Source organism: Nocardia sp. NPDC052254 (genome assembly GCF_040679495.1).
Lineage (GTDB): Bacteria > Actinomycetota > Actinomycetes > Mycobacteriales > Mycobacteriaceae > Nocardia.
In genome coordinates this window covers 317,547-335,606 of record NZ_JBFAUW010000001.1, presented here as the reverse complement: position 1 = coordinate 335,606, position 18,060 = coordinate 317,547, and the positions used below count along the sequence as shown (strand labels likewise).

The following is an 18,060-nucleotide window of genomic DNA, read 5'->3' as shown; positions in this document are numbered from 1 at the left end:
CATGGCCGTCGTCCACCACACCACCCTCGAACCCGGCAAACTCGACCTGCTCACCGCGTGGCTCCCGACCCGCACCTGGTTCACCGGCACCACACCACAATTGCGTCGAGCCGGCGGATTCCGGCTCGACGATCCCGCGGGCGAAGTCGGAATCGAATGCATGATCGTGATCGATACCGCCGATGCGCGCCTGCCGGTGTACCACATTCCGCTGACCTACCGCGGCGCTTCGCTGCCCGGCGGAGACCTCATCGGCACCACCGAGCACGGCGTACTGGGACAGCGGTGGGTCTACGACGGCGCCTCCGATCCCGTCGCGATCGCACAACTGACAGCGCTGCTGACCGGGCAGGCCGAGCCACAACACCAGGACCGCAGCGATACCCGAGCCGACACCGTCGAATGCGTCACCACACAACCGGACCCGTCGCTGTCGGTGCGGATCAACCGGACACCCGCCCCCGCGGCCGAATTCCCTCGCGGCTGGATACTTTCCAGCTGGACCGATCCGGCCGGTGACACCGCACAGGGAGTGGTGCTCGAAACGACGACCGACTCCGATCACGGGCAAACCGTGGACTCATCCAGGAGGTGACGCAATGAGGATCGGCGCGATGAGACGACATGCCGCCGCAGCGGCACTGCTCGCGGCGGCCGGGACAACGGCCCTGACCGGATGTTCGGAATCCGGCAGCGGAACCACCACCGCACCCTCGCAACCCCCGGCGCCGCCGTCGACCACACCCCCGCACACCGCCGCGACCGCGGTGACCTCGCCCGCCACATCCACCACGACCACGATCAGCGCATGCGGGCCCAGGCACCTCGATATCGGCGCCCAGACCATGTCGCCCGGAATGATGCACCGCGGCGTGGAACTGACCTTCACCCTCGCCGCCGACACACCGCCCTGCACGATCAGCGGATACCCCGGTGTCGACACCGGCGAGGGCGGACCGGTTCTGCACGCCGAACGCACCCCACGCGGATACCTGGGCGGCCTGCCCGCCGACGACGACACCCCACCGGTGGTGACGGTGTTGCCCGGACGTCCCGCTCGAGCCGTCGTCGAAGGCTCGGCCATGGGCCCCGACGGAAAAGACTGCCCCCTGTATACGAGTCTGGTTGTCACAGTCCCCAATTCGACCGAGTCCCGCACCGTGCACACCACGATCGACACCTGTGCGTTGCAGGTACATCCCGTGACCGGCTGAACCTGGTACGGGAAACGATGTCCCGATACGCGCGGAACCGTGACACGACCCGGTCGACTGGGACGCACTGCGCGTCGATACCGGATGGGAACTGCCAGCCGACCATCGCGACTTCGCCGCGGTGTACGGCATGGGAATGGCCGAGCTTCTTCTACACCTGGTGCGGGGCGAGATTCATCCGCCACTCGCGTGGCACCGGACGAGGCACGCCTGGCGATCAGTCACCTGCCGTGCACGGCTCGCGGAGCCCTCGTCCGGCGAGAATCACGAACGCTTCTCAGCCGACACATAGCGTGGTTGCCGCATCCGGTCCAGCAAAGCCTCCGGCAGGTCGGCGGGCAGATCGGTGATCGGGCGTCCGTAGTCGGCGGCCAGATCGAAAGGGGAGGCGTGGTGGACCGACCAGCCGTGCCGAGACAGCCAGTCCTCGGGCTCGGCGCGGGTGTCGTCATACCACAGGTCACCCACGTTCAGATTGCCGAAGGGGTTGCCGCCGAAGAACTTTTCCTCTGTGTCGAAGTCGTGCGAATCCAGCCCCCGGCCGAAATCGTCGGTGGCAACGCTGCTGCCAGGTGCGGACAGGGCGTCGATGCGTTCGAACAACGCGTCGTGTGCCGAGCCCGGAAGAAATGGCAACAACCCCTCGGCCGACCATGCGGCCGGCCGCTCAGGATCGAAACCCGCGGCAGTCAGCGCGGCAGGCCAATCGTCGCGCAGATCGACCGCCAGCACCCGCCGGTCTGCCTTGAACACCGCCCCATGCTGCGCGAGAACCCGATCCTTGAACTCCAGGACCCGGGGTTGATCGATCTCGAAGACCACCATGCCGGCGGGCCAGTCCAGCCGGTATGCCCGCGCGTCCAGGCCCGATGCCAGGATCACCGCTTGTCGCACACCCCGCTGCCACGCCGCGGCGAAGAACTCGTCGAAGAACCTCGTCCGCACGCCCATGAACCGCCCGAACGGACCCACCGGCACCGATGCCGGGTCCTCGAGCATGTCCACGAAGCGCGGCTCACCCGCCGCTTCGACGAACCAGGCCGCGTACTCGTCGTGGATCATCGGCTCGGGATCGATCGACTCGAGTGCGCGGAACGCCGCGACACCCAGGGCGGTCAGACCCACGCTCGTCACGATGTCCCAACTGTCTCCATCCGTTCGCATAAACCTCACCCCATGGTGTTGTCAGCGATCATCAGAGCAATCCGGAGCGGAACCAGGCGCACGTATCCGCCCAATAGATCTTGCTCTTCCACGCAACGTATCGGCAACCCCAGGCGAGACCAGAAACGCTCACGCACCCCCCCGGAAGCCGATGTCCTCGTCCGGCAGTTCCCACCGTATTCGGACGGCACGGTCGAGCAAGCTCGAGTAATCGGCGGTCCGGCGAGGTGGAGTGCCCGCCGGCTACCGGCTCAGCAGTGCGCGGAATTGTCCGAACTCAACTGGGGGACAACATATTCGCGGCGAATACGTCGACTTACGGGCACTTCAGCACCTGGCACACCTGGATGAAGTGGTCGCGCCGGACATCTCTTCCGTTGGATCCGCCGTTGATGATCTGCGAGACGGGGTCGATGCTCGCGGGATCCTGCGGGTGGGCGTTGTCGGCGGCGGCATTGAGGTTGTGGGTGGCCCAGTACCACGCGGCCGTGGCGAACGCGTACTGCGGATCCGCCACCAGCTCCGGATGGTTGACGAAGTCGACACCCAGCGCCTGGCTCGCACGTTCGTAGTTGTTGCGACCGGTCAGCTGGAGGCCACCTCGGCCCTTGTACTTCTGCCCATCACCGGGTTGTGTGTTACCGAGATCTGCCCGGCCGTTGTAGTCACTGCCGTCGGCGTACTCGGTCAAGGTGGCGAAGCCGGCTGTCTCCTGCCCGACCTGAGCGAGGAAAGCGGCAGCACGCTGCGGTGTGTCGATACCGGCCGACGCCATCGCGCTGTTGATCTGCGGCAGCCATGTGGTGACATTCGCCTGATCGGCGCCGGGTAGGGTCGGTGGTGCCGCAATGGCCTGGGGAGCAGGGGCGGACGCCTGAACTGCTGCGGGCGCGCTCGTCGCTGCGGCAGGAGCCGGCAGCGTTTGGGGCGTCGACAGCGCTTCCAGCCCGACCGCCTGTGAATTGGCCGGCTCACCACCGCCGGCGGTGGTGATGATGGTCGCGGCCGCGGCGGCGGCCAGGGTCACGGCGCCGGCAGTGCGGACGACCGACGTCATGGACTTGCGGCGTGCGGGTGTTGAAGACATGCGGTCTGATTCCTGTTCTCGACTGTTGGGGCCGTGTTCGGGCATGCAAAGGCAGCGCGCAGCCAGGCGTGATCGGAAAAGAACTCGCCTCTGCACGGTGTGCGGTGGGGTATGACCTGCCCCGGAACGACGAACTGCTGCGATACTGCGGGGCGCTGGGATGTACCGCGGCTCGACCGAAGTCGGGCGTGCGTCCTGCCGCTATCAGTCCGCCGGCCGGGTTCTCACGCCCGAAGGCGCGGCCGAATATGGCGACGGTTTCAATTGGGAGACACGAATTTCAATTCGCATTACATATTCGAACCAGATAAGCCGAATATATTTCAATACGATAACGCTCCGACATCACGGCGGCAACGATGAAGCGTCAAGCGCGTGTGGCATCGGCGGGCTAGTGTCGGCTTTTCACACGTCTGACCGGGCAATCTTTTTCAAACTATGGCCCTGGTCACAGTTGGTGATTCTGTATTCCAGATCACGTATGTATCACGGCGACTGTTACATGTTCGAGTCCGCGGCTTGTTGGCGGCCTTCTTTGTGTTGCGACAATAGATGGGAACAACCCTCCCGGTCAGGCCGCCCTCCCGGTGCCGAGCAGGCGCTCGGCGAAACTCACATCGGCGGCCGCTCACGTTCCATTCCGCAGCCCTTGGCATGTCTGGACTGGACGAAGCGGTAAACCCGTGCGTGAGGTGCGGAGCGCAAACGCGGCAGGGGTAGCGGCCAGTCGGGTCCCAACTGGCTTCTTCAGCCGACCGTGGGGCCGACCGGGTAGTGGCGGTCATGTCGGGCGGCACGCATCGGGCTGATCGCGATGGCACGGAGAAATGGGCGCGGCCCGGCACGAGGAGGCGGGCCGGCGAGCGGGTGTCGGTACGCGTGACCACGACCGGAACCAGAGGGCAGGTCGCACCGGACCCGGCTGCCAAAGGGGAGTAGGGCGCGTCACACCGCCGGGTGGAATGCCGTCACGCCATCGGCGGTTGTACCCGCTGTCGGCGTCCGGACAGCCCCGGGCCCCACCCCATTTGTCGCTTCGAGCGACCACACGCCGAGAGGCGCATGTTGGACGTCGACTCAGTCAGTGAGAACGCCGCTGGGTGGACCACCTAGCGGCGTTTCGCGTCCTCGTATGTGCGCGGACAGCGCCTGTGGGTTCTGTAGAAACTCCCGCGACGGTCGAGCATCGCGGCCGAGCCGCGTCAGCACGGGGGAGACGGTCGTCTCGGCTGGGTCAGCGGGTGAACAGCTCGAACTGGTCACCGGACGGTCGGCAGAACCAGGTCTTACCCAGCCCGTCCGCACCGAATTTGCCCACCCCATTCGCCACGCAAGCCCCCTGTGTGCGGTAGTAGCCAACGGTTGTATCAGCCGTCGCCAGACCCGCCACCCCCAAGGAGAAAGCCGCGATCATCGTTCCAGTGATCAAGAGCTTCATCATGGCGGTGATTTTATCGCGGAATGCTCCTGTCGCGCACCTGAATGTCATTGCCTCGCCGCAGGATTCGATGGTAAGGCCGTGCGTCGCAGCTTGACTCGAGGCAGCGGACGGGAGAGGGGAAGGCAATTCGTCGGCATCGTCAGTTCGCCCATTACTTGACATAATGTAGATTATCGGTGAACTGGAGTCGGTGCTGGGGCGCGGTGATCGTGGTGTGCGGCAACAGTATTCGGTCTTGCCCGCCATGCCGCCCGCCGCGACCGGCTGCCTGGCGTGGGCTCGGATATTCGGATTCGACGTGAGGTTGCCGCGTCGTCAGGCCTCGGAATGCTGATCTTGATCTTTCTGGCAATCCGATGATCTGCCGGAAAAATTACACCGATGCCTGACGGCCGCTATTTACCCCCAGCTTCGGGTTACGACTCTGCCCCACGCCAAACCGTCACTGTGACATATTGATTGAGCAATCCGGGGCTCGGCTGAATCGACTCGCCGACAGGGTTCCGCGCCGCCAAATTCGGCGGGCGAACAATGTTGGCGCGACGGCGCTTCGTAGCCATGCGGTGTTGACGACGATCGCGACCACTCGGTGTCGCACATCGCTCGCATTCTCGAAATGAGCCACTCCCCTGGAGATTTCGGAGGCAGGTAAGCCCTCCCCTTTGAAACGTCACTGTGACGTTTCAATCGATCGTTCCACCTCCGATCACCACGTGCGGCGTCATCCGGCGTGGATCGACAATGCGATCAGCATGGCTGTGCGCTTGCCTGGATCCTCCAGATCGAGGAAGTCGAACCGGCGCATCCGCTGCAAGCGATGTCGCACCGTATTGGGATGGACACCCAGTGTGCGAGCCGTGGCGGTCGGATCGCCGTGAGCTTCGAGCCACGCCTTCAATGTCGGCACGTACTGGGTGTTGTTGATCGTGTCGGACTCCGCGAGCTGGGCGATGGGATCCCGCGATGGCAGTCGACCGGTGGCGGCCATCGATTTCAGTCGTTGGATCAGTACGCGGTCCCATGCGGTGTCATAGCAATGGGGTGTCCGGGTGGTTGCGGACAAGGCCATGCATTCGTCGGCTTCCTGCCGGCTCGCGGTCAGCTCCCGCACGCCGGCCACTCCACCGATTCCGGCCACCACGTCGATATGGGCGGGCAGACCGGTCGCGATGTCGGCGATCCATCGGAAGGCCGGTGCGGGATCGTCGCCGGCCGGGAGCAAGGTGTAGACGGTGTTGCCGAACAGGGTGCTGCGGCCGGGGCGGGACCAGCCGAATCCGGTGGTGGCGCGTTCGAAGGCGAGCAGGATTCCGGCGTTGCGTTCCTGTTCGGCGTGCGCCTGCAGGGCGATCACGCGCAGGTGCTGAGGCGCGATACCGAGCTTGCCGATCGCGGCCTCGGCGTCGGGGCTGCCTTCGATCAATTCGATGACCAATTCGGACTCGACCTGACGTTCCAGATCGGCGCTCACCCGCGAGCGCAGCAGGTGCAGGGCGACAGTGTGTGCACCTTCCTGCAGGATCGCCGCCCGGCCCGGTGGCAGCGGCTCCGGGCCCGACACCCATACCGAGCCCAGGAGTTCGCGTCCGGCCCGCACCGCGGCCACGGTCCGTCCATGCAGTCCGTGCTCGGGTGAGGGCGGAATGTGCAAAGGTGCATCAGATGCGGCGAGGTGGGCGAAAACGCCCCGGCCTTCGAAGAATCGGCGCATGTGCTCGGGGATGCGGCGGCCGAGGATGGTGTCGGAGCGCACCGGGTCGGTGCCGTGGTGTGCGGTCGAGTAGGCCATGACGCGGGAGAGTTGGTCCTCGATGGTGACCGGCCCGTCGAGCGAGGCGGAGATGGTGTCGGCGAGGGCGAACAGATCGCTGGGGCCGCGGCCGGATTCGGTTTCGCGGCCTTCGAGGACGAGTCCGTAGACGACGGAGGCGATCTGGCTCCAGGACACGCTCGGGTCGACGGTCAGCAGTGCCGATCCGGATTCCTCGAGGGCTCGGCGGACCTGTTCGCCGGGCGGTTCGGTGGTTCGGCTGACGATGACGGTGGCGCGGGCCGCGGTGGCGAGGGTGAGGGTATGGGTGAGGTCGGTGGCGCCGACGGCGAGGAATACGTCGCCGGTGGCGGCGTGCGGGCGGATCGGATCGTGGACGGCGACGCTGTGTAGTTCGAGGTCGCGGTGTGCGGCGGTGCTGTGTAGTCGCGCGCCGTACCGGCTGAGAATGTTGATCAGGCGGTCCAGTTTGACCATCGGGGCTGTTCACCTGTGCTTCCGGTATCGACGTCGGCTCGGCGGTGTGCGAGGGATACAACGATGGTCCATCAGATTGTGGTCTGGTGACAACATGACGGCTGGTCGGGCGGGTCAATCTGGAAGTGAATCCACGGTGTGGCGGCGGGTGCCGCCTGTGGTTCGGGTGCTGGCAGGCGAGGCGGAGAGTGAGATGACCGGAATCGAAGGTGTCTGGCTGACACAGGACGCATATGAGCGACTGCGTCAGGAATTGGTGGAGTTGCGGGCGGCGCTGCGCGGTCCCGCGGGCGAGGACGGTGAGTTCGCGGCCGGTCGGCGGTTGCGGCGGCTCGAGTTGGAGGAGTTGCTGGACCGCGCGGTGGTCGGGCAGGCCCCCGCCGACGACGGTATCGCCGAACCTGGAATGGTGCTCACGGTCCGATTCGACGACGAGCAGACCGAGACGTTCCTGCTGGGTCGGCGCGACGGTGCCGATACCGATGAGCTGGAAGTCTATTCACCGGATTCGCCGCTGGGCAGTGCGCTGTCGGGCGCGCGTCCGGGGCAGGTGTGCTCGTATCGGGTCCCCAGCGGCGACTCGGTGAGCGTGACATTGCTCGAGGCAGTCCCCTACGGCATGCATCAGCGGCGGCGTTGACCGTGTGCACCCACGGCGCGCTCGGACGAGACTTGGGGGTGTGACGTGGATTGGCCGCATGTACTCGAGGTTGCCGGTGTCACGGTCGCGACCGCGGCTGTCGTGCTGGTGGTGGTTCCGCGGAAGGTGAGCCGCCAATTGTGTTCGCGCTGCGGGCATTCGAATATCGTTCATGATCCGGTATCGGGGCGGTGTCGTAGTTCGGTGGATGCCGGGCTGGCGCTCCCCGGTGCGGACCGGGTCGATCGGCGTGCGGCGCGGTGCCGGTGCGCGGGTTTTCGTGGTGAGCGACGATCGGGTGCGGCGTTGTCATCGAGCGAGTCGGCCCGGTGGTGATACGCGGCGGAGTCGGGTGTGGTCCGTGGGGACGTAGTGCTCGAGACGAGCCTGGAACGCTAATAGCTATCTCTTTGCCAAATTCGGTACATGGAACGATTTAGCAGTTCAAGGCATTTACCATGCGTATGCCCGCTGATAGCCTGACTCTTGTTGTCGCCATCCGCGCATTTCATGTCCACGCGATGGGGAGGTTCGGGGATCATCGGCGGATGAGGGCGGTGGCAGCAGCGGATCGATTCGGATGCCGGTGACGGACTGCTGCTCGGTCGTCTCGGTGTCGTGTCCGGCGGTGTGAATCTCGCGCGAGCGAAGGCAGGTGCGGCATGATCACGCGTTTGGTCGTCTTCGGTGGAACCGGCGATCTCGCCGGACGTTACCTGTTGCCGGGCGTCGCCGCGCTGTTCGCGGCGGGATACCTGGACAGCCGCTTCCAGATGGTGTGCGCCGATCGGAAGGCCCGCAGCGGCGAGGAATTCGACGCATGGGTGGCGGGGGCTCTGGATCGTCATGCCGCCGATGCGCCGATCGAGGCGCGTAAAGCGGTCGCCGCCGCCGCGAGCCATCGGCAGGCGGATATCCAGCGGCCCGAACAGGTCGCGGCGGCGATCGCCGGCGAGGGACCGGTCGCTGTCTATCTCGCGCTTCCACCGGCGGTGTTCCCCGCGGCGGTGTCGTCGCTGCATGCGGTCGGCCTGTCACCGGGCAGTCGGATAGTCCTCGAGAAACCGTTCGGTGAAGACCTCGCCGGCGCGGAGGATCTCAACCGGCTGTTGGCCGATCTCGTGCCCGAGCAGGCCGTCTTCCGGGTGGATCATTTCCTCGCCATGACGACCGTGCAGAATCTGCTCGGAAGCAGGCTGGCCAACCGTGTGCTCGCATCGTTGTGGAACAGCGCCCATATCGCCGCGGTGGAGATCACCTGGGACGAGACCCTCACACTCGAGGACAGAGCCGGATACTACGACCATGTGGGCGCGCTCAAGGACATGGTGCAGAACCACCTTCTGCAGCTGTTGTGCCTGATCGCGATGGAACCGCCGATCACGCTGTCCGAACGCGATCTTCGCGACCGGAAGGTCGATGTCCTGCGATCGGTGCGGCCTCTGACCGACGACGACGTCCGGGAGCGCACCCGCCGCGGGCGTTATCTGGCGGGCACGATCGGCGAGCGCGATGTCCCGTCGTATGTGGCCGAACGGGGGGTCGACCCGCGGCGCCGGACCGAGACCTTCGCCGAGGTCGAGCTGTCGATCGACAGCTGGCGCTGGTCGGGTACGAACTTCGTGCTGCGCAGTGGCAAGGCCCTCGCGGCCGACCGCAACGAGGTGGCCATCCACTTCCGCCCGGTGCCGTACATGCCTTTCGGGCATCTGGGCACGGCGACGCCCAATGTGCTGCGATTCGGGCTGGACCCCGAAAGTCTGTCGCTGGAACTCACCGCGGTGGGGGCCACCGTCAACACTCTGGAACCACTCACCCTGACCGCACAGATCCACGCTCCGGAGCTCCCGGCCTACGGCAGGCTCCTGCTCGACGTGTTGAACGGTGACCCGTCGCTGTCCATCCGCGCGGACGAGGCCGAGCAGGCCTGGCGCGTTGTCGAGCCGATCCTGTCGGCGTGGTCGCGCGACGTGGTGCCGCTCGAGGAGTACCCGGCCGGATCACACGGACCGGCCGGTGCCGATCGCGTGGGTTGAGCGTCCGTGCCGGCGCCGACGTCCAGCGAGACGGCGAAGCCGTGTGTCGTCGTCATCGGAGTTTCGGGAACGGGAAAGACCACGACGGCACGGCTTCTGGCCGAGCGGCTCGGTCTTCCGTTCGCGGATGCGGATGATTTCCATTCGGCGGCGAACATCGCGAAGATGACCGCCGGCGTCGCGTTGAGCGACGCCGATCGCGAACCGTGGCTGGCCTCGGTCGGCCGCTGGCTGCACGACCGCGAGAGTCGGGGAAGCGGCGGCGTGCTCGCCTGCTCGGCGCTCAAACGCCGTTACCGCGACGTGCTGCGAGCGGCCGCTCCGGACACGGTCTTCCTGCTTCTGGTTGCCGAACGTGAACTCCTGACCCGGCGAATGTCGCATCGGCACGGCCACTACATGCCGGTATCGCTGATCGAGTCGCAGCTCGCCGCGCTCGAGCCGCTCGATGAGTCCGAACGGGGTCTCACCTTGCGCGCGGACCGGCCTCCCGAGCTCCTCACCGACCAGGCCGCCGCTTTCCTGGGGGCCCGATGATCGCTGTCGGGCACCGGTATCCGACCCATGACCCCGGGAACAGTCCCGATGCCACGGCGGCGCGGTAGCGTTCGAGCTGTGGAACGAATCCGCGAGGCCTCCCCCGCGACGCTGGTCGCGCCACGGAAAGGATGTGTGTGATGACCGATTCCGGTCCCGTGATCAATGTCGAGGTGCCCGCCACCGGAACCGGCTGTGTCGAATGCCTGGCGGCCGGCGGATGGTGGGTGCACCTGCGCCGCTGCGCCCAGTGCGGGCATGTCGGCTGCTGTGACACCTCCCCCGCCCAGCACGCCACCGCACATTTCCGCAACACGGGCCATCCGATCATCCAGAGCTTCGAGCCGGGTGAGGACTGGTTCTACGACTATCGTGACGGCGCGGTGGGTAGCGGGCCGGAGCTGGCGGCGCCGACGAGTCATCCGGAGACACAGCCGGTTCCGGGACCAGCGGGTGGTGTCCCCGCGGACTGGCAGACCAAGGTCAACTGAATTACTTACTGCTACAGTGCATTTCATGCAGGGATAGCTGACTTGAGTCTGCGCGCGACCAGCCTGGCAGCTCGGTGTCTGGACCGGACTCACCGCCGGCGATTTGTGGCAGCGTGACATCGGTCGTCTGCGGGGCCGCCGGTTCCTTTTCCTGTATCCGCACCGAGGTGGCGGTGTACGGCCCGGCTGCGGGCACCCCTCCGATCCCGCGGGTGACTCGTTCACCTGCCCGGCGATCGGCACGGATGTCGTCGGGGCCGGAGCCTGCTCGCCGGTACCGCAGGCCGAAAGCAACATGGCACCGATCAACGCCGCAGCCTACGACGATTTCCGCACAGCAACTCCCCCTGCTATTCGTGTCGAACGGCAGCATACAACCCGGCTTCGGCTCACACTCGCCTTCGGCGAAGACCTCGGGATCAGTTCGAAGGTCGATGGGACCGCGCCCGGGTCGCGATCGTTGTCGCCGCACGGGAGGCCTGACCACAGCCCTGCCGCCCGTCGGCGATGCATCACGCCCCCTCCGAGAACCCCGGTGGAACCGAGCGATCGAAAACCCCGGCGGCCGGCTCGGTGCTGCTGTCGATGCCGGGCTCGACAAGCTGCCCCATGGCAGCCAGTTGCCCCCGCGACTGCTGTGCGGCGCGAATCCGCTCGGCGGACAGCCCGCGCAGGGTCGCGACCGGGTCGGCGAGCGCTCCGCCGGGGCGCAGCCGATCCTCTCGCCAGGCGGCGACAGTCGTGATCGAGGCGTCGATTCCCTCCAGGGGCAGGACATGTACCCGCTCGCCGGCGAAGACCTTCCGGGCGCCCGTGCAGCGCCCGACGATGGTGAAGGCCTGGCCGCCGGCCACCACATGCGCGACACCGTCCGGGCTCAGCGCCGCGGCCTCGGCGCAACGGCGCGCCCCGGCTCGCCGGAGGACTTCCTCCACCGATGCCAGCGGTGTCGGTCCGGCACCGAAACCCATGGGGACATAAGGGAGATGGGCAAGGTCGCCGAGCCGGAGGGAGGTGCGCTCATCGAATCCCATACCGGCCGCGACCACCACTGCGATCGGCTGGCATTCCAGTTCGGCGCGACCGACTCCCGGGCCGCCGACCGGCTCGGTGACCAGTGCCAGGTCCACCGCACCCGTGTGCAGTGCGCGCAGCAGGCGCTCCCCCTCGGCGGGATGCAGCCGGACAGCGATATCGGGATGGGCGGACAGTGCCGTCAGCACCGCGGTCCGCACCGCGGCGGACACTTCGGGTGCGATCCCGAGAGTCAGTGTGTGCGGACAGGATCCGGTGGACTCGCGCACGAGTGCCGGGACCGCCTCGACCCGCCGCATGATCTCGCGGGCCGCGGGCAGCAGACTCGTTCCGGCGGCGGTGAGCTCTATGTGATGGTGCCCGCGCAGGAAGAGCTCGCGGCCGAGTTCGCGCTCGAGATCGCGGATTCGCCGGCTCAACGGCGACGGCGACAGGTGCAGACGGGCCGCCGCGCGAGCGAAGTTGAGCTCCTCGGCGACGGCGATGAAGTAGCGCAAGTGCAGCATCTCCACCCGTCCAGCCTACGGTCACGCGACCGTTGCGGTCATATGCACCTGTCCGGATCGGTCGTGGTCACGGCCGTCGGCCGGACCTACCGTCGAGACATGATGCCCACGGATGTTCCGCTGACCGATCGGCTGCACGACGCGGTGGCGAGCCCGGCCACCGACGACGATTTCGACCCGAACGCCGAATTCGGCGGAGTCCTCGCCGGCATCGGGATGAGCCCCGGCGATACCGGCGGCAGCGTCGAGTTCGTCGGGGCGGATCCGATCGTGCCGAGTACCTTGCGGCTCGGTGCGGCCGGGGCGATCGGGCTCGCCGTCAAATCCGCCGCGCTGGCGAAACTTTCGCGGATGCGCGGCGGGGCGGGCCAGGACATCGCGGTGGACCTGCGCACCGCGGTGCACCGGCTTGCCCCGTTCCACGGCCGCTGGGAGCGACTCAACGGCTACTCTCCCGCCGCACCGGTCAATGCCTCGCCCGCATTCGGTTTCGAGTTCTACCGCACGGCCGACGATCGCTGGGTCATGCCGCTGAATCCGTATCCGGCGATCAAGGTCGCCGCGCAACGGCTGCTCGGTGTGCCCGATGACGTGGACGCGGTCGCCGCCGCGGTGGCGCGATGGCGGGCAACCGATCTCGAGGAGGCGGGGGCCGAGGCCGGTGTGGTCCTGCCGATGTTGCGCACCCTCGAGGAGATGACGGCCGAACCGCACTTCCGGGACGGGCTCGCCGATCTGCCGCTGATCGAGATCACCCGGATCGCCGGCAGCCCACCGGAACCGTTGCACGCCACCGGAGATCAGCCGCTCGACGGCGTGCGCGCGCTCGGGATGGGCCATGTCATCGCCGGCGCCGGAACCGGCCGGGCACTGGCCCTGCACGGCGCCGATGTCCTGAACCTCTGGCGGCCCGGCGATTTCGAGCACGACGTCACCTATCTGACCGCGAATGTCGGCATCCGTTCGAGCACCGTCGACCCGTTCGACGCCGACGGCGCCGGGCTGGTACGGACGTTGCTCGCCGGTGCCGACATCTTCTTCGCCAATCGGCGGCCCGGATATCTGGGCCGGATCGGGCTGACCGCCGAGCAGGCCGCCCAGGTGCGGCCCGGCATCGTCCACGCCACGATCTCGCTGAACGGTGAGCGCGGGCCGTGGGCCGACCGGGTGGGCTTCGATCAGTCGGCGGGCTGCCTGACCGGCGCCATGTTGCTGGAGGGCACATCCGACCGTCCCGCATTGTCACCGATCACGGTGGTCAACGACTACATCGTCGCGTGGCTGCTCACCGCGGGCATCGTGGAGGCGCTGGCCCGGCGGGCGGTGGACGGCGGCAGTTACCGGGTCCATGTCAGCCTGACCCGGGTCGCGCTGTGGATTCTCGGGATGGGGTTCTTCGACCGGGACTATGCCGCCGAGGTAGCCGGAACCGGTGACCGGCACGGTTGCCGGGCACCGGAGATGTTCACCGCGGATACCCCGCTGGGCCGCTATCGTGGTCTCACCGACCAGGTGTCGATGTCGGCCACTCCCGGGCGGTACCGCACGGTCCTGATTCCGCGTGGCGCCGCCCGGCCGCAATGGCTGGTCAGGCAGCGATGATGCGCACCGGCATGGCGGTGATACCGGTGAACTGGTACGACCGCAATCGCGGTGTGGGACCGGTGATCTCGATGCGTTTCACCTTCCGGGCGAGGGTCCGGAACATGATTTCGATCTCGGTCACGGCCAGGTGCTTGCCGATGCAGAAGTGTGGTCCGCCGCCACCGAATCCGAGGTGGGGATTGGGATCGCGGCCGATATCGAAGGTCTCCGGATCGGCGAAGACGGTTTCGTCACGATTGGCCGACACCAGATGTGCCATCACCTTGTCCCCGGCGCGGATCGTCTGCCCGCCCACCTCGGTGTCGGTGAGTGCGGTCCGCCGGAACACCTTGGTCGGCGAGACCCAGCGCACGATCTCCTCGGCGGCGGTGCGCGCCAGCTCCGGATCCTGCTTGAGCCGCGCCCATTGATCGGGGAATTGCGCGAACGCCTCCACACCTCCGGCGATCGAGTAGCGGGTGGTCTCGTTGCCCGCGACGGTCATCAGGATGAAGAATGCCTGAAATTCCTCGTCGGTCAGCTGATTTCCTTTGTCGTCCGGGCTGACCATCTTGGTCACCGTGTCGTCCAGCGGGCATCGGCGGCGCTGGGCGCCGAGCTCGGCGGCATATCCGGACATACCGACCACCGCATCGCGGGTCGCCTCGGCGCCACCGTGCTCGTGATCGGTCTGCCCGGCGATGGCGCGCGACCATTCGAAGATCAGATGGCGGTCCGAGCGCGGGATCCCCATCAGTTCGGCGATCACGATCAGCGGCAGTTCGGCGGCCAGGGTCGGCACCAGATCGAATTCACCGGTGGCCAGCGCATTGTCGACGATCGCGGCACATTCTTCCTCGATCCGGGGCCGCAGGCGATCGATCGCGCGCGGGGTGAATCCGCGATTGACCAGACCTCGGACGCGACTGTGCCGGGGCGGGTCCTGATGAATCATCATGCGCCGCTGCACATCGATGGCGACCTCGTCGAACTCCTGCGGCTGCGAGCCCTTGCGCTCGGAGGAGAACAGTTCCGGATGCCGGGCCACCTGAACGATATCGGCGTGCCGGGTCAGCGCCCAATGTCCCTCGGGCACTTCGGGATCACGGTGATGAAAGACCGGTGCCTGCCGGCGCAGCACCGCGAAATCCGCATACGGGGGGCCGTCCAGATAGCGTTCCTGATCGAAGACGTCGATGGTATCGAGACTGGTCAAGGGAATAGCTCCTTCACGGTCGGCCGTTTCGGCGACTCGCCGCGATCGTGCACGAGATCTATTGCGGGCGAGCATGTTTGCGCACCGGAAAGCCTACGAACGGAAGGTGGGGACCGGCACCCCTATACCGGTGGGGATGGTCCCCTAGGGTGTGGGGCGCGGCATGGCGGATTAGGGGTTCGCGGGTATGGGCCGTTCGCCGCCGAGCAGGCTCCTCATCGCCGCGGCCGTAGGCTCGTCCCGGAGCAAGGCCGAGGCCCGTCGCCCGGAGAGAGCGCACCATCAATGGACGACCGCGACCGTCATGACGACAACTCAGGTTGTCATTCTCCTCCAGCGCGGTGGGGCGATCCGTGCTGCGCCCTCACGCGACAACTTTCATTGTCGCGTGCCGTATGTGCTATTCAGCACCTTCGCAATTCTCGGCACCGCTCGGGTGCCCGACGTCCCCCGCCTGCGGCCAGCGCTTGCGGGCTGCCTGCCGGGTGATGCCCACGACACGACCGACCTCGCCATAGGACGCGCCGGCCGCCAGTGCCGTGCGCGCGCATTCGTCCACCCGCGCCACCGCCGTGCGGCGCGCCGCGTCCGCTTCGGCCAGCGCGTCCAGGGCCGAACCGGGAGCCGCGCGGGCGGGTTCGGCATCCCCCTCACCCAGCACCAGCGGTTGCAGGCATGGGCCGACCAGTTCGACCAGGCGCTCGGCCGGCGCATCGGCCACTCCGGGTAGATGCACCATGTAGCGGGCAATCAGTACACCCAGAACCAAGGTGCCGATCAGCGCGGATCGCCGGCCGGCATCGGGGCCGACCAGCACCCGGGTCCACGGACTGGTCTCCGGATTCATGATCGCGCAGCGCACGGCATGTGCGGCCTCGGGATGGGTGAGCATCGACCGCAGCACCGGCATGGTCCGGTCCTCCTTGCGGTCCACATCGGCCAGGGCGTGCCGGAGCAACCGCTCGCCCAATTCCTCCGGCGGGCCCTCGAGTGCGTCGTCGAGAGTTTCCGGAATGCCCGCGACCTCGGCGAAAAGCGCGCTCTTGGTACCGAAATGCTGCATCACCAGCGCCGGGTCGACATCCGCTCGCTGCGCGATGGCCCGGATGGTGGTCTCGATATAGCCGCGCTCGGCGAACAGTTCGCGCGCGGCCTCCAGGATCAGCTGCCTGGTTTGCCGACGGCGCTGCGCCCGGCTGGCGGGAACCGCCTCGACTTCCTGAACCGGCATCGTAACCTCACTCAACACGTGTAGACGAAAAGGATTTCGAGACCTATGCTGATTCGAGTCTACAAGCGTAGAGCGATGTGCAGCGCCGCGCAGTAACTCCCGCTACCTTCCTCCCCCATCCTTCGAACGGACTGTCGATGACCAGCCGAGATATCCAGCCCGACACCCGAACTCCCGGCGCGGACGCGCCGGCGGATCCTGCCACCAGCACTCGCAATCGCAGATTGTCGATCGCGCTCGGCGTCATCGTGACGTGTCAGCTCATGGTCGCGGTGGACAGCAATGTCGTCAATATCGCCCTGCCCGAAATCCAATCCGGACTGCGGATGTCGGCGCAATCGCTGGCCTGGGTCTTCAGCGCTTATTCCCTGGCCTACGGCGGGCTGCTGCTGCTGGGCGGACGGGCCAGCGACATCCTCGGCAGGCGCCGCATGTTCTCGTGGGGCCTCGGTCTGCTGGTGGTGGCCTCGATTCTGGGTGGGATCGCGCCCAACGGCATCCTGCTGATCGCCGCGCGGGCACTGCAGGGTGTCGGCTTCGCCTTCGCCGGGCCGGCCGCCCTGTCGATGATCGCGGCCACCTTCGCCGAGGGCCCGCAACGCACCCGGGCATTGGGGGTGTTCTCGATGGTCACCGGGCTCGGTATCACACTCGGGTTGATCGTCGGCGGTGTGCTCACCACCTTCAGCTGGCGTCTGGTGTTCTTCATCAACGTGCCGATCGGCCTGGCAACGATCCTGCTGGCCCGGCGCTATCTCGACGAAACCGAGCGTCACCGTGGCACTTTCGATCTTCTCGGAGCGATCGTGTCCACCTTGGGCATGGTCGGCATCGTCTACGCCCTGACCAATGTGACCCACGGCTGGACCGCACCCGGGACCGTGCTGCCGTTCATCGCCGGTGTGGTGCTGGTGGCCGGTTTCGTATTCATCGAACGCCACGCCGAGCAGCCGATCATGCCGTTGCGGTTGCTCGGCAACCGGATCCGGGCCGGAGCCTATCTGACCTTCGTCCTGCTGATGGCGACCATGGCCGGTACCTACATCCTGCTGTCGCTCTACATCCAGGACGCGCTCGGCTTCGGTCCGCTGCTGGCCGGACTCGCCTTCCTGCCCATGGCGATCGTGCAGTTCGCGGTGGCGAAGTGGGCGCCGAAACTGATCGCCCGGTTCGGGCGCAAACAGGTTCTGGTGGCCGGGGTGATCCTGATGCTGGCGGAAGCGGTCTGGCTCACCACCACCACTGCCACCAGCAACTACTTCACCGGAGTCCTCGCGCCGTTCATCCTGCTGGGCGCCGGCCTGAGCCTGGCATTCGTCACCTTGAACATGACCGTGCTCGGTGGCCTGGAGCCGCGCGACATGGGCGCGGCTTCCGGACTGTTGCAGGCCACCCAGCAGATCGGCCTGTCCCTCGGGGTGGGCATTCTGACCACCATCTACCAGTCCGCCCGCACCGGGCGCGAACACACCGGCGCCTCGATCCACGAGGCATTGGCCCATGGATTGTCCACCGCGGTGATCGCGGCCGTCGTCTTCGCGGCGGTGGCACTGCTGATCAGTCTGGTCGTGATCAAGGAGCCGAAGCGACCGGCCGCGTGACGCCGGTCCTCCCCTCCGGGGCCGGCCCC

Annotated in this window: 15 protein-coding genes; 8 read left to right on the top strand and 7 right to left on the bottom strand. The window is 66.9% G+C overall.

All coding sequences use genetic code 11. The annotated features are described in order from the left end of the window. The first annotated feature begins 1 nt into the window (after position 1). On the top strand, positions 2 to 595 hold the full coding sequence (locus AB0L57_RS01475) for a 1,4-alpha-glucan branching protein (RefSeq protein WP_364955292.1): 594 nt from the start codon (positions 2 to 4) through the stop codon (positions 593 to 595). A gap of 19 nt (positions 596 to 614) precedes the next feature. Beyond that, entirely contained in the window at positions 615 to 1,214 is a 600-nt protein-coding gene (locus AB0L57_RS01470; RefSeq protein ID WP_364955290.1) for a DUF4232 domain-containing protein, read from the top strand. A gap of 264 nt (positions 1,215 to 1,478) precedes the next feature. Here the strand turns inward: AB0L57_RS01470 and AB0L57_RS01465 are convergent, their stop codons facing one another. The 4 genes from AB0L57_RS01465 to AB0L57_RS01450 all read right to left on the bottom strand — a co-directional run bounded on the left by AB0L57_RS01465 (position 1,479) and on the right by AB0L57_RS01450 (position 7,154). After that, positions 1,479 to 2,378 carry a class I SAM-dependent methyltransferase gene (locus AB0L57_RS01465; RefSeq protein ID WP_364955287.1) on the bottom strand — a complete coding sequence of 300 codons (900 nt, stop codon included), beginning with the start codon at positions 2,376 to 2,378 and terminating at the stop codon, positions 1,479 to 1,481. Positions 2,379 to 2,694: 316 nt separating this feature from the next. Further along, a complete protein-coding gene (locus tag AB0L57_RS01460; protein WP_364955284.1) occupies positions 2,695 to 3,465 on the bottom strand; it encodes a glycoside hydrolase family 19 protein in 771 nt (256 codons plus the stop codon). A 1,234-nt stretch (positions 3,466 to 4,699) separates the two neighbouring features. Next, on the bottom strand, positions 4,700 to 4,906 hold the full coding sequence (locus AB0L57_RS01455) for a hypothetical protein (protein ID WP_364955281.1): 207 nt from the start codon (positions 4,904 to 4,906) through the stop codon (positions 4,700 to 4,702). Positions 4,907 to 5,627: 721 nt separating this feature from the next. Then, on the bottom strand, positions 5,628 to 7,154 hold the full coding sequence (locus AB0L57_RS01450) for a helix-turn-helix domain-containing protein (protein WP_364955279.1): 1,527 nt from the start codon (positions 7,152 to 7,154) through the stop codon (positions 5,628 to 5,630). 193 nt (positions 7,155 to 7,347) lie between these two features. Here AB0L57_RS01450 and AB0L57_RS01445 point away from each other — a divergent pair, with 193 nt between their 5' ends. The 4 genes from AB0L57_RS01445 (at position 7,348) to AB0L57_RS01430 (ending at position 10,858) form a co-directional block, all read left to right on the top strand. After that, positions 7,348 to 7,794, top strand: a complete 447-nt coding sequence (locus AB0L57_RS01445; RefSeq protein ID WP_364955276.1) for a GreA/GreB family elongation factor — start codon at positions 7,348 to 7,350, stop codon at positions 7,792 to 7,794. Between the two features lie 662 nt (positions 7,795 to 8,456). Further along, a complete protein-coding gene (locus AB0L57_RS01440) occupies positions 8,457 to 9,830 on the top strand; it encodes a glucose-6-phosphate dehydrogenase (protein WP_364955273.1) in 1,374 nt (457 codons plus the stop codon). Between the two features lie 6 nt (positions 9,831 to 9,836). Next, the gene (locus AB0L57_RS01435) at positions 9,837 to 10,367 is read left to right on the top strand and encodes a gluconokinase (RefSeq protein WP_364955270.1); all 531 of its coding nucleotides are present in this window, start codon (positions 9,837 to 9,839) and stop codon (positions 10,365 to 10,367) included. Between the two features lie 140 nt (positions 10,368 to 10,507). Further along, positions 10,508 to 10,858: a UBP-type zinc finger domain-containing protein gene (locus AB0L57_RS01430; protein ID WP_364955267.1), complete on the top strand. Its 351-nt coding sequence runs from the start codon at positions 10,508 to 10,510 to the stop codon at positions 10,856 to 10,858. A 512-nt stretch (positions 10,859 to 11,370) separates the two neighbouring features. Here AB0L57_RS01430 and AB0L57_RS01425 read toward each other — a convergent pair. Further along, positions 11,371 to 12,399, bottom strand: a complete 1,029-nt coding sequence (locus tag AB0L57_RS01425) for a LysR family transcriptional regulator (RefSeq protein WP_364957220.1) — start codon at positions 12,397 to 12,399, stop codon at positions 11,371 to 11,373. A gap of 99 nt (positions 12,400 to 12,498) precedes the next feature. On the opposite strand from AB0L57_RS01425, the gene AB0L57_RS01420 reads away from it, so the two are divergent. After that, entirely contained in the window at positions 12,499 to 14,001 is a 1,503-nt protein-coding gene (locus AB0L57_RS01420) for a CoA transferase (protein WP_364955264.1), read from the top strand. On the opposite strand, the gene AB0L57_RS01415 is transcribed toward AB0L57_RS01420, so the two are convergent. Beyond that, positions 13,988 to 15,199: a cytochrome P450 gene (locus tag AB0L57_RS01415; protein WP_364955260.1), complete on the bottom strand. Its 1,212-nt coding sequence runs from the start codon at positions 15,197 to 15,199 to the stop codon at positions 13,988 to 13,990. The genes AB0L57_RS01420 and AB0L57_RS01415 overlap by 14 nt on opposite strands. A gap of 400 nt (positions 15,200 to 15,599) precedes the next feature. Next, positions 15,600 to 16,430, bottom strand: a complete 831-nt coding sequence (locus AB0L57_RS01410; RefSeq protein ID WP_364955257.1) for a TetR family transcriptional regulator — start codon at positions 16,428 to 16,430, stop codon at positions 15,600 to 15,602. 137 nt (positions 16,431 to 16,567) lie between these two features. Between AB0L57_RS01410 and AB0L57_RS01405 the strand changes: the two genes are divergently transcribed. Then, positions 16,568 to 18,031 carry an MFS transporter gene (locus AB0L57_RS01405; protein ID WP_364955254.1) on the top strand — a complete coding sequence of 488 codons (1,464 nt, stop codon included), beginning with the start codon at positions 16,568 to 16,570 and terminating at the stop codon, positions 18,029 to 18,031. The last annotated feature ends 29 nt before the right edge of the window (positions 18,032 to 18,060 follow it).